Here is a 16,516-nt window from a genome sequence, read left to right as displayed (position 1 = left end):
CATAAGCTTGGGTTGCTGTTTGTAAACTTTTAACCGAAATATATTTTCAAATATCCCGTCATTTTTTACTGTATTTTTCTATCATTTTTCTTTCAAAATCAAGCAAAAATTTTGCTTCGTTATCAATTTTTTCTTCGGTCGGATTTTCCACCAAATCGCGGAAAACGTGAATATCGCGTCCAACCTCGCCTCCCTGCATAACAAACGGCTCGGACACAATTCTGCCCTCATAGCCTATATCGGAAAGCGCCTTAAAAATTTCGTCCCAATCGATGTGTCCTCTGCCCGGCGCGGTGCGGTTGTTTTCGCCCGTATGGAAGTTTTTGAGTCTGTCTTTGCCGACGTATCTTATCGCGTCGCCGATATTGTTTTCCTCGATATTCATATGGTATGTATCAAGCAAAACGCCGATATTCGGGCTGTCAATCATATCACAGTAGTCCACCGCCTCTTTTGCCGTGTTGATAAGGCAGGTTTCAAACCTGTTTACCGCCTCAACGCAGTACGTAACACCGCATTCCTCGGCAACTTTCACAATCTCGCGCATACTTTTTACGCTCTGATTAAGATACGCCTCTTTGCTGTCCATAATCACGTTCGGCGTGCCCCAGCCTGCATAGCTTACGCCCGACAAAAGTGTTCCCCCGCCGATTTTCATTTTGCGTATGATGTTCTGAAGATATTTCACACCGCCGAGCCTTACGCTTTCGTCAAGCGACGAAACGTCAAAATTAGGGTCGAGTCCGAGCGAATATGTAAGCTCAATTCCTTCATCATCAGCAAGTTTTTTGAGATTTCTTATCTTTTCGTCGGTCATTTCAAGCAGCGGCTGTGCCTGAAATTCCAAAATGTCAAATCCGAGTTTTTTCACCTTTTTTATATATTTTGCGTGGTCCGCGTCCCAGTTTTTCTCCCAGAAATTCATAAAAATTCCAAGTTTATTCATTTAAAAATTCCTCCCTAAATCAAATCAATATCATATTCAAGGTAATTTTCCATAGCCTCTTTAACCGCTTTCGCCCAGTTTCCCTTTGCTATTGCAACGTGATGGCGGTAGCCGTTTTTGCACATATATTCCAAAAGTTCGGCGTTTTTTGCACTTTCAAACACCGTACCGCAACCGAAAAATTCATCATCAAGCTTGTCGTTTGTGAGTTTTCCCTCGGTTGTGAATGCGCAAAGGTGTCCGTCCTCGGTTTTAAAGCTTCCGATTGTAACCTCGCAGGGCATAATTTTGCCCTTTACAATGCCGACTCCCGTGCCCTCGCCGTACGATTTTTTAAACATAAGATGCTCTGAAATTTTGCCTTTTTCCGTAAAAAACGACTGCGGAATTGCCGAGCAGTGAAAAAGCACGGTTTTATTCATATCGCCGTTGTAATTGTTGTTAACGTCGAGAAGCATAACGGGGTTTTCGCTCGCGCAGTCGAGAGCGTACATCATAACCGCGTTGTTTACATCAAGCTCACACGCCGACGGAATATGCCGTTCGTTAAGTACGCTCATTGCAGCACACGGAGCAATGTTATACGTTTTTTCAAGCTCATCCCAGCACCTTACGGCAAGAGCCTGAAGATTATACTGCTTTTTGATTTTTTCCAAAACAATTAAAAGGCGCGCAAGATTTTCTTTTTTTACATCGGGATAATTTCCGAACGACGCGGTATTTTCCAAAACGCTTATTTTTTCGGTTAAATCCTCTTTTTTAAGCTCATTCATCATAGAAAAAACATAAGATAAGTCTATCGTTTCGACATTCACCTTTTTTCTCTGCATAGCGATTTCGTCGAAACGCACGGTCTTAAACGCGGTTGTGCGCGCGCCGATTGCACCAATATTAAAGCTTTTTAAATTTTTGACAATTCTGCACACTGCGCCGAACTGCCTCAAATCCTCGGCGAAGCTTTCATCGGACGGTGAAACGGCGGTTTTGGACGTGAGCGTGTATTTTATGCCAGCCTGCCTTAAAACATTGCACATTGCGATTTTTCCGCAAAGCGCGTCGCGGCGGTGCGCAAAATCCATTTTTCCGACCTCGTCGGGATAAGCCTGAACCAAAATCGGCACGTCAGCGTCTTTCAGCGCGGCATATGCACCGTTTTCGTCGCCGAAATTGGGAAGGCAAATGATAATTCCATCATATTCGCCCTCGTGCTTTTTCAAAAAATTATTGTAAAACTCACCCTCTTCAAGCGTTTCCACCGCGCCGTAACGCGTGGAATTTTCGTCGGATATTATGTATCCGAAGCCTGATTTTTCGAGCGTTTTCGTCATTTCGTCACGCGCCGACGCGATAAGCTCGCCGGGGAAAAATCCGCGGTTTCCGAAATAAAGTGCAAATGTTGTTTTTTTCATAATTCCACCTCAAATTTAATTTTAAATTCATAACAGCCGTTTTTCTCGGGAACAAACCAAAAATATTTAACATTGCCGTATTTTTTGTCGTTTTCGGCTTTAAGTGCACCGCAGTCCGACACTCTGTAAATATCAGGAACATACACGGCAATTTTATATTCGTCGTTTTTAACAAGGTTTGCCCTTACAAAAAGCGTGTTTTCTTCAAAGCGCATATCCTCGATTTCCTGTGCACCCTGCGTGATGTGACGGTTTGTGCTGATAATCTGCGGAATGTCTTTTTTCGGTCTTACCGATAAAAGCCTTGTTTCGCACGCATTAAGCGAAAGCGATATTTTTCCGCTCGCCGTACCAAGATATTTGTCGTTCCAAAAATCATAAATATGATATTTTTCACCGTCAAGTTCAAGCTCATTTTCAAAATCGAGCGTATATTCGCACTTTTTGTCCGTTGTGTTAAACACGCTCACAACATTGTAATTTTCAAATTTTTTGTTCACAAAAAGGTTTGTCACGCACACATCGCGCTTGTCAACGCGTGCCGAAATGTCCTTCGGAGATATATCGAGCGGAGGAATTACGCGTTTTAAAATATCAACGCGCTTTTCGTCCAAATCGCGGAACGCATCGCCGAACGTTACGGGCATACCGAGCATCGAAACGAATGTCGCGCGCGAAATTGCCTGATTTAACGTGTTAAACTCGCTCCTCACAACAACATTGTCGGGGTCGTTGTAAAGCACAACGTTGTGCAGAGGATAAAACTCCATTGTGCGGTAAACGCAGTTTTGCAAAAATTCCTCCCACTTGAAAATGTCAAGCCCTATGCGCGCCGCGTCGAACATATCCGCCGCCCACAAAACATCGCTCCTTTTGTCGCCCGAACACGACAGAATATATCTGTCTTTGCCGAGAATTTCGCGCGTTTTTGCAATCATATTGCGGTACGCTCCGTATGTTGTGATTTCACTGTTATAAAGCCGTTCGTGATATTCCTCGCACCGCTCCGCACAAATCGGGAGTGTGTCAAACTTCACCGCATCATAACCCCATTTGTCCACCATAGAAAGTGCCTTGGGAAGAAAATCGTTTAAAAATTTCGGATGGGTGATGTCATAGAAATACGTGCCCACCCAGCACTGCTCTTTTGCAAGCAGAACATCGGGATTTGCCTTTAAATAATCGGTTTCAAAGGTTTCGTTGGTCGGTCCTATCCAGAGCGACGGAATAAATCCCATTTCTCTTATTTTGTCCGAAACGTATTTTAAACCGTTCGGATATTTTTCCTTATCGGGATTAAAGGTGTCCACGCCGTCGGCGCGCACGCTGTCCGCGTCAAAGCCCTTGTGATACCATTCCCAGTCCACCCAGACGGTGTTTGCGCCGAAGTCTTTTAAATGCTCTTTCTGAAAAAGCGCATTTTCCAAAACCGTTTTTTCGCTTGCGTCAAATTTCACCGCGTACCACGTCATAAAGCCGACGGGCAAATTTTTGCCGAAGGTGTTGTTTTTGTTTATTTTCGCATATTTTATGTGATACTTGTTTGCGTAAACGTCTTTTTCAACCCTGAATTTAAGCTCCGCACCGCCCTTTACTGTATAAACGTTTTTTTCTTTGTCAAAACCGAGGGTACACCCCTCCGCAACATACGCGGTGTCGGTGTTTTTGTCAAAAAGCGCGTTGTCCGAATTTGACGCACCCAAACCGCAGGAACATCTGAAAACGGGCGAATTTTTCGACATTCTGACCGAAATAACGTCGGAAACGCTGTCAAAATTAAATATTCCGTCTATCTGTGCATCGCCTTTTTTCTTTATTCCTATTCCCCTCGCGCTCGCCTCAAATATGAGCGTAAGGCTTGTTTCGCCATTTTTATAAACGACCGTTTTAATGTTTTTTGTGTTTTTCAGCTTATATTTAATATCGCTTTTTTTGTAATTTTCAAATATACCGCTTTTAATGTGCGCGGTTATGCACGTTTTGCCGAAGCCGATTTTAAGCTCGAATGTTTTTGTGTTGTAGTCCAAAAAATACTCGCCATAGCTGACATATGCGTTGTCAATTCTTTGCATTTTTCCCTCCGATAATGTTTCAGTTTTTCTTAAACTCACTAAAATTTCCCGTTGCATACACAGTTGACTGTGTGAGATTAAAGCTGTAAATTCCGCTGTTGCTCTGCATTTCGGACGCGTTTCCGTATTCGTCGTACACCGTTATTTTTTTGCACCCGAAATTGACCGACACATTTTCGCCGTCCTCTTTTGCCGACCACAAAACCGCAATATCGTTTCCGTTATTTTGCCTGTATCGGTAGCACACGTCGGTTTTTGAAGTATCGTCAAAATAAAAATCGCTCATATACTGCGCATTTGCAAGAAGCATATTCATATTTGAAACCGCAAGATATGCGTTTGTTGCCGCAAGCGGAACATCTTCAAGATAACTTTTGTAGTTTTTCAAAATACCCATATTTTTGTCGCGGTCAACGCGTACGTTTGTCTGGCGCACAAAAAGGTAGGGCATAAATTTTTCCACAAGGTTATCTTTTTTCATCATCACGTAAGTCTGCACAAGATAGCTTCCCTGTTGTTTTTCGGTAATCGGCTTTCTTATCGCCTTTGAAGGGTCGGCGATTATGTTTTTGTTGTCTGGGAAGGCGCCGTATTCGTTGTATGCTGTGTAATGAGGCGACCACGCAACCTCGGTTACGTAAAGACGCGTATTTTTAAGATTGTAACTATCGTACAAATCGCGTATTTCTTTCATATGCTTATACATATCGGTCATCTTTCCGGTGTCGGTATACTCGGCAAAAAGCGGATTGTCGTTCCAGTGATACGGGTGTGCCGACGCTATGTTAAAATATTTGTCAAGCGTATTTTCCGCCTTACCTGCACCGATAAGCTCAATAACGCGCTTTATTGATTTTTCGTGCGTGCTTTTGCTTCCCGACACCACCGCAATTATCTCTGCGTCCGGGTCGCACGAATAAACCGTGTCTGCCGATTTTACAAGAAGATTTCCGTAATTGCGGTAGTCCTCACCGTTCATATTATACGATTTTCCCGCCGGCGAATCGAATTCGTTCCAGATTTCGTAATACTGTGACGAAACGTTTTGCGCAAAATATCTGCAATACTGCGCAAACAAATCACGTCCGTCATCACCGTACGGAATATGAAGTTTATATCCGTTTTTGGTTTGATTTGAATAAGGCATACTCTGCGCCAAAAGCGTGTTTATTATGTCAAACCCTTTTGCCTCGAGCGTGTTCTGCCAATTTTTCCACTCGGTGCTTATTCCCTTTTCTTTAAGAGTATATGTAGTGTCGTCATATGTAAGGCTCATAACGTCGCGCATATTTCTCACCCAGCGCACCGAGCCGATACCTGCGTTTTTCGCAAGCTTTTCGGTATTTGCAATTTTTTGACCGCCCGTTATGCCGAAGTCATAGTTAACCGTTGTTTTGTCACTGTTGACGTACGAAAATTCCGTTTCTTTCTCGCCGAAAATATTGTATTTGTCACATATTATTTCGGTTTTAAGATAGTAAATTCCGTATTTTTGAACGCTGAAAGTCACAGTGTCCGAAACGGTTTGACAGGGCTTTACCGAAACGGTTTTTGTACCGATTTTACTTATCTCATTTTTGTTTTCGTCAAGGAGAGTATATTTTAAAACCGCATCATATTCGCCGAATGATTTTGAATAGTTATAAAACGCGCGCGGTGAAATTTTTATATCAAAAGCCATATTTTCGCCCGTGTAATATATATTTCCCGTGTGCGATGACGAGGCGGTTATGTCAAACTGATTTTTCGCTCCCGTATTTTTCAGCTTAACCGACGAAAAAACAACGCCCGTGTTTGAATAGCGCATTATTTCGCCCCAGGTTGCAAGCCTGAAATCGGTATTTTCGCCCGTAAAATGCGCATTTTTGAGTCTGAAGGTGTGTGTTTTCCACGTTTTTGTATTGTCAAGCTCCACATATTCCGCCTCTTTGAGCGACTCGTAAAGTGTGTCGTATTCCAGAGTAAACGCGCCGTAACCTTCGTCAAAATAGCAAACCTCCGCCTCAATGCACAAGCCGTCCGTGCGGTTTAAAAAGCTTTTTTCGTTAACGTCAAAATTTATGTAATACGCGCTTTCGGGTCCGCCGAGGGTGCTGTTGTACTTTTTCTTCTGCGCCGCCGCAATATCGCTGTCCATAACGGGAGGTTTTAAAAGTATTCCCGTTTTTCCGCCGTGCGTTTCGGTGCTCAGTTCGTCGCCCGAAACGGAAAAATTCTCATTTTGAATTGCAGTTTTGTCAAGCAAAACGGAAATTTCGCTTTTTTCGTCCTCTTTCCACCGCACCTTATACGGTCTTAAGCTTTTCAAACTATCCAGGGCAAAAAGCTTTAACGTATCCGCGCCCGATTTGTTCTCGATTTCGATATTTTCTCTGCACTCATAACCGTTGTTTGCCGTATCGGTTTCTGCACATACAATGTCTTTCAGCGCGCCGTTTTTATACAGCGCCGCCGCATATGAAAAATCTTTGTCCGCGGTGTAATCAAAGCTTAAATTAAACTTATCCGCGCCCTGAATATTATTCGGCAAAATTTCGTTTCCCGTGTTGTCATATATTCTCGCGCCGTACACGTTAACGCCTGTATATTCGGGTATTTCCGCCTCCTCTTTAATCGTGATGTTGTCGATATAAATTCTGTCCGTTTTGGACAAATTGCGCGACACAAGTTCAAGCTTTGCAATTTTGTAATTCTCAATTTTTTCGTAAGCCTTAACCCGTAAAACATCGCCTTTCCGCGTGCGCACAGGCAGATTATCGACATAATATGTAAAAATTCCGCTTGCTCTGTTATACACCGTTTTCAAGTTGTGCCATTCGCCCTGCGAAATTTTTAAGGTTTCACTGCCGTCCTTCGCGGTGCTGATGCCCGTTGTGTCATAGCCGTTCGGATACGACACCTCGCCGTTGTCAATTCTCAAACCGTAAAACGCCATAACGTTGTTTGAACCCAAAACGCACACCGAAACGGTCTGTTTCGTCGTTTGGTTTTTTATTTCGTCAATTTTAATATCATAACTCAAAGAATATATTTTATCATCTGCCGGAACGGGGTTTTCAAGATTTAAACGGTATTTTGCCAGCACGCCCGGCGAATTTACATAAAGTGCGTTTTTATGCAATGCGTCTGTATATTCCGCAAACATTTCACCCGAAGATGACACTCTTGTCCAATCGCCCGTACCGTTTTCAAAGTTTAAAACATAGCCGTCAAACGCAAGCACGCTTATAAAATTTGTCAATATCAGCAGTAAAATTATAGCTTTCAACGCAACTTTATTTTTCATTGCCGTCCTCCCCGTCATTGAGAATAAACCTGTTTGTTCTGCTTTTTCTGTAAACACCAGGCGATACGTTGACTTTCTTTTTAAATGCCTTGTAGAACGCACCCTCCGTTCCGTAACCGCACATATTCGCAACATCCGCAACCTTTAACGTGTCGTCTTCCAAAAGCGTTTTTGCCCTGTCGATACGCAGATTTTCAACATATCCCAAAAAGCTTTGTCCCGTTTTTTGCTTTACAACATTGCTCACGGTTTTATCCGACACGTTAAAATACGTAGTAACGCTTGTCATACCGAAAAACGGCTCGGTGTAATGATTAAGAATATAATTTATAATTTCGTCGTATTTTTTCTTTTCACTGCGCAGCGAACGTATGTGCGCGCAAAGTTTCGATATACATTCGGTCACCGCAAAGGCGGTTTCGCGAATGTTTTTGTTGCTGTCGTAGTTTACGATTTCACCGTTATATCCTGTGTTTTCCGCGGCGGTGATAAGCGCTCTGCGCTGGTCGAAGAAAAGCTGTTCCAGACTGTTGTCCGCAAAATTTTCGCTCAAATCGTACCACTGCTCGTAAACAATTCTGCTTGCCTCAAACTCGTTGCCCGACATAACAAGCTCGTAGAGCTTATCGCCCATACCCGTGAGCGCAAGCGATTTTTCTGCTCTGTCGGTATCGGCAAGAATGAGATTTTGATATTCAAGATGCCTTAAAAGATTGTGAGCCTCTTTGTATTTTTCGGGAATTTCCTCAATGCTTTCGCATATTCCGCTCACCGAAGCATATATGTCAATGCCTTTTTCTTTAATTCTCGACACAAGCTCCGATATTTTCTCCGCCGCCTCGGCATAATATTCACTGCTGCTGCGCGCCTTTATTATCACCACAATATTGCCGTTGTAGTTTTTCAGCATTGCAGTAATTTCAAGCCCGTACTGCTTTGCGCCCAGCTCAATGATTTCGGGCATCATATTTTCGCTTTTTATAATCATAATAATGCTTTCGCCGAAAAGCTCGGGATATTTCGACCTTATGATGTCATACTCGTCGTCGGTCAGCGTCATTGTGAAAAGCTTGTATATAACATTTTTCGCAACAACACTGTCAAGATACAGATTTTTTCTGTTTATGCCCTTTAAAACCTCGCTGATATAATCGTAATCGTTTTTGACATTTGCAATGCCGGTGAATTCCTCAACCGCAAGGGCAAGACGGTGCATTTTTGAATTTTGCATTTTTGCGAGGAAAAACACAATAAGCACGCCCACCGAGGCGATAATCATACTGTATACTGCAAAAAGAATAAACAAAATTTTCATTCTTTGGTTATAGTACGACGGTCTTATCTTTAAATCCAGCCTTACCGCGGCGCTTGTTTTGTCGTAAGAAATAATGTGCTTTGTTTTCATACTGCCGTATGAAGCGCTTTCCATAAGCGTACTGCCGTCATACGCGGTGAATTTATACTCGGCATACGTTTTAAAATTGTCCATTCCCATTGCCGAAAACAGGCTGTCAACGTCTATAAGCCCCACTATAACCGCGTCGGCATTGCTGCTCAAATTTCTGCTTGCGGCAACACACACCGCCAGTATATCGCTCTTTTTTCCGCAGTAAAACGTATCAGGGCAGTATCTCCACGTTTCGGAAAATCCCTCCTCCGACGCCTTTTGCACAAAATCGTCAAAGCTTTCGTTTCCGAAACGTATAAAATCGTCGGCGCTCAAAAAATCTTCTCCGCAAAGCGTGAGTTTTTTTGAAACGATAACGTCGCTGCGCTTGAAATATATTATGCAGTCCTCAATAATGCTCGATAAATCTATGGTTTGATTGTATTTTTTCGCAAACTTGTTAACCGATGCGTATTCCACGGGAGAGTCTATTGTGATATTTTTGTTAAGCTCGGTGTATTCGTCCGTTTCCACGATATTCATACTTATTTTGCGCAGACTTTCGGTTTCCTTGTCCAGCATATTCATAGTAACGTCTATGTTTCCCTGTATTCCTGCCGAAATGTTCTCGGCAGTCATATTGTACGAAACAATATACACGGGTATCAGCACTGCCAAAAGTATTGCCGCCGTCACAAAATACTGCCTTTTTATGTTACTGTCCGCTTTAAAATATCTCATAGACTTCTCCCGTTAAATTTTTCCTAATTGTTTATAACAAACACGTTTTCAACCGAGCCGACGTTTGCGTGCGCTATTACATACGACGCACCCGTTCCGCCCGAGCCTTTGTAAGTTACAACGTTGTCGATTGAGCCTAAATATACTCTTTTTCCTTTGGGCTGTGTACTGTCATAAATCATCATATTTTTAAGACGGCTGTATGCCAGAGCAAAGCTTGTGTCGCCGCCGAAGGTATCGGAAAGCATCATAACGCTTAAAAGTCCGCCCGCATCCATTTCGTTTCCCTCCCACTTGTCATATGCATAATGACAGGTGAGTCTGCCTGCCGCGGCGTACGCGGTTGTGTTCATTGCAGGCGGAAGGGGATAGTCTTTGTCCGACGGACGGCAGATAACTTTTATTGTATTCACACTTCCGTCTGTGTCGATTGCAAAACGTATAACGTCGCCCTCCAGAACGTCCTCCGCGGGCCACTCGCACATATCGCCCGTGTAATATTTTACGGCTTTGCCCTTTTCAAACACCTCAAGAACGTTTGTTTCATTGCCGTAGCCGTCAACCGATTTGTAAACGCGTCTTACCATTGCATACGGGTCGTATGAGTTCAGCTCGGTGCCGACACCGCTTTTGTAAATCAAAACATCGGCGTAGGGGCTGTCGTTGTTTAACTTGTATGCTTCAAAAACATACGCACGGGTGGTTTTTATCGTTTTCTTCTCTATAATCTGAAAATATCTCGAATCGGTAACGCCTTGTTCTATAAGCGTATCGCTCGGGACTTTCATATATACCGTTTGCGTTGAAATGGGCGTTTTCGGATATACGAGCGTCGAGAAAAAATTATATTTTCCCTCGTCGAGAATTTTGCCGATATACTGTGACTCGCTCATACTGCTTGCAAAATCCGCGGTATTTACCGCTGTGATTTCGCCGTCCTTGTTTACCGAATATCTTATAAGCTGGGGTTTTAACACCGTTTTGTCGTCCGCTTTGCACAAAACGCTCAAAAGGTCGTCCGAACTGTTTGTTTTTTTGCCGTTGTTAACCGAAAATTTGTCGGCGCATCTTAATTTTTCATACTTTCCGTCTATGGTAAATATGCTTAAAACAGGGCTTTTTCTCTTATTTTCGTCAATGTTGAATTCATAAACGTAACCTGTTTTATATTTGCCGTTTTTCGCGTTTTTCACCTCGGCGATTTCGCCGGTTTTGTCAAAAACAAACTCCGCGGTGTCCAAAAGATTTAAGTTAAACCTTTTTGCAAGCTTTTTGTCGAGAGTGTATTCCGTGCCGTCGATATACACGGTATCGTCACCGCTCACCGCCTCTAAAGTTCCGGTGATTTTGTCTGCCGAAATGTAGCACGCAACATTGTTTTTATCCTCGGAGCACACAACGGTCAAAACGTCGCCCTCGCATATGCTTGAAAAATTCGCCTCGGTACCGTTTAAAATTATTGAAACCTTGTCGTATTTTTCACGGTCAAGCTCAACGTACTGCGACGGGTCGTATTTGTCGTAAACCCTTTTCGCGCCCGCGTCGATAAGACCTGCGCAGATAACGGTGTATTCGGTTATGATAACCGTTGTATACGTGCTTCCGTCGGTTGAAACAAGTCTTAAATTTCCCTTTTCTATAAACGCTTTCTGCGAAATGTTGCTTGACAAAAGCGTGCCGTTTTTCACAAACGCCGCATTTTTAAGCTTTGCGGTTTTTTCGTTTCCGTTTTTGTCGGTATATGTAATTTTGTTTATGCTTACATCAACCAAATCGTCCGCGTCAATTTCAAGCGTTCTGCACTGCTCCGAAACCTCGGCAAAAACAACGCTTTCTCTGCCCGTGACGTTCTTTTGTATATATGCTTTAACCTCATATCCGAGAAGATTTTGATTTTCTGTTTTGTCGGTATACTCATAACCGTCTATCGCAATAACTCCCGGCACATCACCGTTTTCCGACGAAATATCCGTCATATTCTGCTTTGTTACAACGCCCTCAACGGCATAGATGTCAAAATATCTTTCCAAAACCGTTTCGGTATCGGAAAAAGTATAATTCACCGCGCCGTTTTTTATAAAATCCACGTCATACATTTTTACCGAAAGCGTGTTGTAAACAAGCGTTGCCGCGGCGGCTCTGTCCAAATTTCCGCCGAGCGTCAAACCGTTTGTTATTTTAAGATTTTGCGCTGTCATAATGTATCCCGTCGGGTATGCGCCCTTTGACATTGCATACGGCGCGTAGCCTGCAAGAGTTACAAGCATTTTTACCGCCTCGTCGTATGTCACAGGGCTGTCGGGATTGAATTTTCTGTCATCGCTCACCGTCAAAATTCCCGTTTCCGCAAGAAATCCGATCGCCTCAAAAAGCGGTTCATTCTCTTTAATGTCGGTATAATACGCATTGCCCGACTTTGCTTTGTCCGCGCTTTTTACGATATTATAAACCGCCTGCGAAAACTCCGCGCGCGTTATGTTTTCCGACCAATAATTTTCCGTATCGGCGAAATTCATAATTTTAAGATACTGCAAAAGATATGCACCGTTCGGGATATTTTCGTCCTGTGCAAACACCGCTGCCACCATAGAGGAGGTCAAAAGACATATGCACAAAATAATTGCTGAAATTTTTTTCATTTTTTCACCCCTCCTATTTCACATAGTTTAAAACTCTGTTTATAATTACCGCCGTTTCGGCGCGCGTTGCAAACGATTTCGGCATAAATCCGCCGTTTTCGTTTCCCTTCAAAATATTTGCGGAATAGAGCGCCTTAACCGCCTCGGACGCATAGTCCGAAACCGACGAAATATCCGAAATTTCTGCCGTATTGCCTGTATTAAGGCTTAAATTTTTGTATTTTATAACGCCGTAGATAATTTTCGCCATATCCTCGCGCGTTATCGGTTTTCCGACTCCGAACGTTTCGCCCTCGCCCGATATTATTCCTGCGCCGAACGCTTTTTTGATATAATTTTCAAACCAAGCGCCGTTTGATACGTCGGTGAAATTTTTGTCCGAAACGCCGTCAATACCGAATGCCCCGACAATGATTTTTACAAATTCCTCGCGCATAATACTGTCGCCGGGTGCAAAAACTCCGTCCGCTTTTCCGCTTACGATTTTCTTTTCGTAAAGCGCGTTTATGCTTTCTTTTGCCCAATCAAAGCCGTTAAGGTCGCCGAAAATTTCTTTTTCAACAGGTGTCGGCAAATTGGGGGTTACGCCTGTAAATCCGCCTTTTGTCACCGACGACGAACCGGCGCTTTTCGACGGTGCGCCCTTGCCTCCCCCGTCGGTTGATTTTTCGGGTGCAATTCTGTTAAATTCAGCACCGAGCGCGTCAAAATCTTCAAACTGATTTCCGTCGAGCCGGCGGTAAACATCGACAGTTCCGCGCGATATATCAATTCCGATTTCGTCTGCAAAATCCGTCATAATTTCTTTTACATTTCCAAAGCCCTGACCCTCGGCAATTATCTCGAGCGCCGCCGCCTCGGAAAGCTTTGCCGAAAGGTTATCAACTGTAATATCTTTGCCCGAAAGCCTTTTTGCAACCTTTTTTGTATCAGCAATATTTTTTGTATAAAGCTTTGCAAATTTCTCGTTTTCAAACACTTCTGCAATTTCGCCGTACTCTGCAATATCACTGCATTTTCCGTTTTTCAGCGCATATGCAAGGCAAATGTTTCCGACGCGCTTTTGTGTATCCGTCATATTTGAAATGTCAAGCGCCTTGTTTTTAACCGACTCAAAAAGAAGCTCTGAAACATATTCCGCCGAAATTTCAGCGTTTTTGAAAATTGCGATTTTTTCAATGCCCAGCTCGCACGGATATGTTTTCAAAATATTTAAAACTCCGTCTTTGTCACCGCTTAAAACCGCGCTGTTTATAAGGCTTTGAGCGTTTTCGCACTCGGTCTTGTCGGAATGGATAATTTCGCTTTTTTCAACGATATTTCCGTTTTCATCGGCAATGTAAACCGTGTATTTGCCAGATGCTCCGTTTATGTCAAAACCGAAAGAATATTTTCCGTCTTTAACGCTTACCGCGTCGATTTTGTAAATCGCACCGCTGTCCGCAAGCGCCTCCAAGGAATACGAATTTCTCCTGTCGCTCGGGTCGGGGCTTAACACAAGCGCGGTAACAAATTTTCCGTCCGCACCGTCTGAAAATTCAAACTCGTGTTTTTCGGCGCTTCCGATGTCCGCAAGCTTTATTTCGCTGTACGGCAGAAGATGCGTTAAATCAGCATTGTTCAAAACGAACGCTTTAACGGTGTCACAGTCGCCGATGTCGGCTTCCGCGGTGTATAACGTATCGTCAAATCCCTCGCCGACCGAAATTGCAGAGGCGGTTATGTTCACCGCATCACCGTTTTTGTATGACGAAACAATAAGCGTTGTAGGTTCGTTGGCATAAGACGCCGTGTTCTTAACCTTTACCGACGCACGCATTTTGCCGTCATAAACCTTTGATACAAGATTTGAAATTTCAAATTTACCGCTCGCCGTCTCAAACGGAATTTGAGAAATTCCGTATTTGAAATTCATTGTATCGGGAAGAATTACCGTATATGTTTTGTTCTCCGAAAGCGGTTTTTCAAAATCAACCGAAAGCGTCTTTTTCGCCGCGGAATAATTTACCGAATATAACGGGAGATTATCGCCCGAAACAGAGGTGTTTAAAATGGTATCGGCATCAATTTCACCGTCGAAAAGAATGTCTATTTTTCTTATTTGAGGCTCATACGCATTGCCGTCTTTCCGTATGTTTTCGCCCTCGGAATTTTTAAGCGAAACGCATTTTACAAACGCTTCTTCGGGTATATTTTCTCTTTCGGTGAGAAGAATTTCGTCCATTGCGATTTTCATACCGCCCTTTGCCTGAATACCGAAATCAATGCTCTTTAATCCGCCGTCGATTGTATTTCGGTCAACATCGGGATACGCGAGCGCATATGCCTTTGTAAGCGCGGAATTTGACAAAAATACATTCTGCGAAAGACACGAATATTCTTTTCCCGAATCGTTTGTAAACACAACGTCGTAAAGCTTTGTATCGGGATAATACGTCATTTTAACATCAAGCCATTTTGCCGCGTCGAAAAGTGCGTCAAAATCGCCGTCTATCGACGCGTTTTTGTTGTACGAATAGTTGTATCCGCCGACCGTCGAAACCTTTTTAATGTCCTCGTTAAAATATCCTGCCGTGGTGTACCTGTTTGAAAAATACAAAAGACGCGCCGCACCGCTCGGATATACAACCGTTTCGCCGTCCGTAAGTGCGTCGAAACCGCCTCTTATATTTATGGTTTTGTCACTGTTTGAAACGCTGTATGCGCTTTCGGGAATTTTTATTTTAAAGCTTAACTCATAAATTTTTCCCGTCTGAAAAACATTTTCGCCGTCAGCGCGTTCAAATTTCAAATATCCCGTTGTGGGCGCGCTGGCTTTTTTGTCAAAAAGAAATGCCGATTTTTTGCTTGCGCCGCCGGTGTATTCGATGTCGGTCTTTTCAATGTTTGTAAGGTTTAAATTAACGTCATAACTGCCGTCTTTCTCGCTGTTGTAAAGCTCTGTCGCAGTAATCGGTTCTTCGTCCTCTTTTTCTTTTATAAACCAAACGGGCGCAAGACAACGGTTTTCAAAGTTTGTATTATTGCCGAAGTCAACTTCTATTTTGTCGAACCCGTCAAGCGTAACCTCCGAACCAAAGTTCACCGTAAGATTTGATGACGAAAGATTTTCAACCGAAAAATCCAAATTTTCGCCGTTTGTCATTGCAGGGTCGTCCGATTTATATTTTTTAACGGTTATTTCATCTTTATCGAATTTTTCAAGGTCAACACCGCTGAAAAAGTTTAAATTAAGATAAGACGGATTTTCATAAAGCACGTTTCCGTCTGCCGCAAATGCGCCCGATTTAACGCTGTTTGAAAGCGAAATATTATCGAAATACACCGCACCGCCGAACGCCGCCTGCGGGTGGGTTGTGCGGACAAGAAGCTGAATTTGCGATATGCTCGTTGTGGTGTTTTTATAGCCCGCCGTTTCGGCAATTTTGCCTGTTTTTTCGTCGATAAGCGCCTTGCCGTTCATATAATATGTAACCTTGTTGCTGTCAAAGTCGGACACAATATCAAAATTGTACCAAACGTTCGGCACCATAAAAGCGGTGGTGGTGCTTGTTTTCCAACGGCTTGCCGGGTCGGAAAAATATTTCACAATTCCGTCGTCGATACGCAGTCCTTTTGTATAAGGCGCGCTCGTCGTACCGCCGTAAACGCACACCGTTTGCTGATACGAGCTTGCATCGGGGATATTTTCAAACATAAGGCTGAAACTCAATTTTAAAATACCCTTCGATATATCGGTTTTTTCGATTTTCCCCGAAAAATAGCTTGTTTTCGCACCCTCCGACGTGAGGCGCAGAGCGGTGGAGTGACTGTCGGAAAATTTCTGCGCTTTTGCGCTCACCGTGCAGTCCGCGCCGATGCTTCCCCAGCTGAAGCCGTCGGGGAGATCGTCGGAAAGCTTGTAATCTTCAAAATCCTCGTAAAATATATATCCGTCCTCTTCGTGCTTTGCAAATGCCTGAAAACTCATCTGCGAAAGCACCAGAATAAGCGAAAGAATTAAAGAAAATGTTTTTTTCATAGCAGTTTTTCCTTT

At 43.3% G+C, this 16,516-nt stretch carries 7 protein-coding genes; all 7 read right to left on the bottom strand.

Features of this window, described 5'->3' with window-relative positions; translation table 11 throughout:
- Positions 1–58 precede the first annotated feature (58 nt).
- From H8706_RS03500 to H8706_RS03470, 7 genes are read right to left on the bottom strand one after another with little or no spacing between them, the layout of a single operon-like run.
- Positions 59–946 (bottom strand): D-psicose 3-epimerase, encoded by an 888-nt coding sequence (locus H8706_RS03500; RefSeq protein ID WP_262431509.1) that lies wholly within the window; start codon positions 944–946, stop codon positions 59–61.
- Positions 947–960: 14 nt separating this feature from the next.
- Positions 961–2,355, bottom strand: a complete 1,395-nt coding sequence (locus H8706_RS03495; protein WP_262431508.1) for an L-fucose/L-arabinose isomerase family protein — start codon at positions 2,353–2,355, stop codon at positions 961–963.
- On the bottom strand, positions 2,352–4,427 hold the full coding sequence (locus H8706_RS03490) for an alpha-galactosidase (RefSeq protein WP_262431507.1): 2,076 nt from the start codon (positions 4,425–4,427) through the stop codon (positions 2,352–2,354). Before H8706_RS03490 ends, H8706_RS03495 begins: the two co-directional genes overlap by 4 nt.
- Positions 4,428–4,446: 19 nt before the next feature.
- Complete coding sequence (locus H8706_RS03485; RefSeq protein ID WP_262431506.1) at positions 4,447–7,713, bottom strand: hypothetical protein; 3,267 nt, start codon at positions 7,711–7,713, stop codon at positions 4,447–4,449.
- Positions 7,703–9,841 (bottom strand): helix-turn-helix domain-containing protein, encoded by a 2,139-nt coding sequence (locus H8706_RS03480; protein WP_262431505.1) that lies wholly within the window; start codon positions 9,839–9,841, stop codon positions 7,703–7,705. The genes H8706_RS03485 and H8706_RS03480 overlap by 11 nt, the downstream gene beginning before the upstream one ends.
- 23 nt (positions 9,842–9,864) lie before the next feature.
- Positions 9,865–12,480, bottom strand: coding sequence for an S-layer homology domain-containing protein (locus H8706_RS03475; RefSeq protein ID WP_262431504.1), 2,616 nt, complete (start codon positions 12,478–12,480; stop codon positions 9,865–9,867).
- Positions 12,481–12,493: 13 nt separating this feature from the next.
- Positions 12,494–16,501 carry an S-layer homology domain-containing protein gene (locus tag H8706_RS03470; protein WP_262431503.1) on the bottom strand — a complete coding sequence of 1,336 codons (4,008 nt, stop codon included), beginning with the start codon at positions 16,499–16,501 and terminating at the stop codon, positions 12,494–12,496.
- Positions 16,502–16,516: the final 15 nt, after the last annotated feature.

It is taken from the genome of Qingrenia yutianensis (assembly GCF_014385105.1).
Taxonomy (GTDB): domain Bacteria; phylum Bacillota; class Clostridia; order UMGS1810; family UMGS1810; genus Qingrenia; species Qingrenia yutianensis.
Note: the sequence above shows the minus strand (reverse complement) of the source record. Positions and strands in the feature narration are given on the sequence as shown.

What these genes read in the sequence shown, in the direction of transcription:
- H8706_RS03495 (WP_262431508.1), bottom strand. Translation starts at nt 2,355, where the DNA reads ATGAAAAAAACAACATTTGCACTTTATTTCGGAAACCGCGGATTTTTC.
- H8706_RS03480 (WP_262431505.1), bottom strand. Translation starts at nt 9,841, where the DNA reads ATGAGATATTTTAAAGCGGACAGTAACATAAAAAGGCAGTATTTTGTG.
- H8706_RS03490 (WP_262431507.1), bottom strand. Translation starts at nt 4,427, where the DNA reads ATGCAAAGAATTGACAACGCATATGTCAGCTATGGCGAGTATTTTTTG.
- H8706_RS03485 (WP_262431506.1), bottom strand. Translation starts at nt 7,713, where the DNA reads ATGAAAAATAAAGTTGCGTTGAAAGCTATAATTTTACTGCTGATATTG.
- H8706_RS03500 (WP_262431509.1), bottom strand. Translation starts at nt 946, where the DNA reads ATGAATAAACTTGGAATTTTTATGAATTTCTGGGAGAAAAACTGGGAC.
- H8706_RS03470 (WP_262431503.1), bottom strand. Translation starts at nt 16,501, where the DNA reads ATGAAAAAAACATTTTCTTTAATTCTTTCGCTTATTCTGGTGCTTTCG.
- H8706_RS03475 (WP_262431504.1), bottom strand. Translation starts at nt 12,480, where the DNA reads ATGAAAAAAATTTCAGCAATTATTTTGTGCATATGTCTTTTGACCTCC.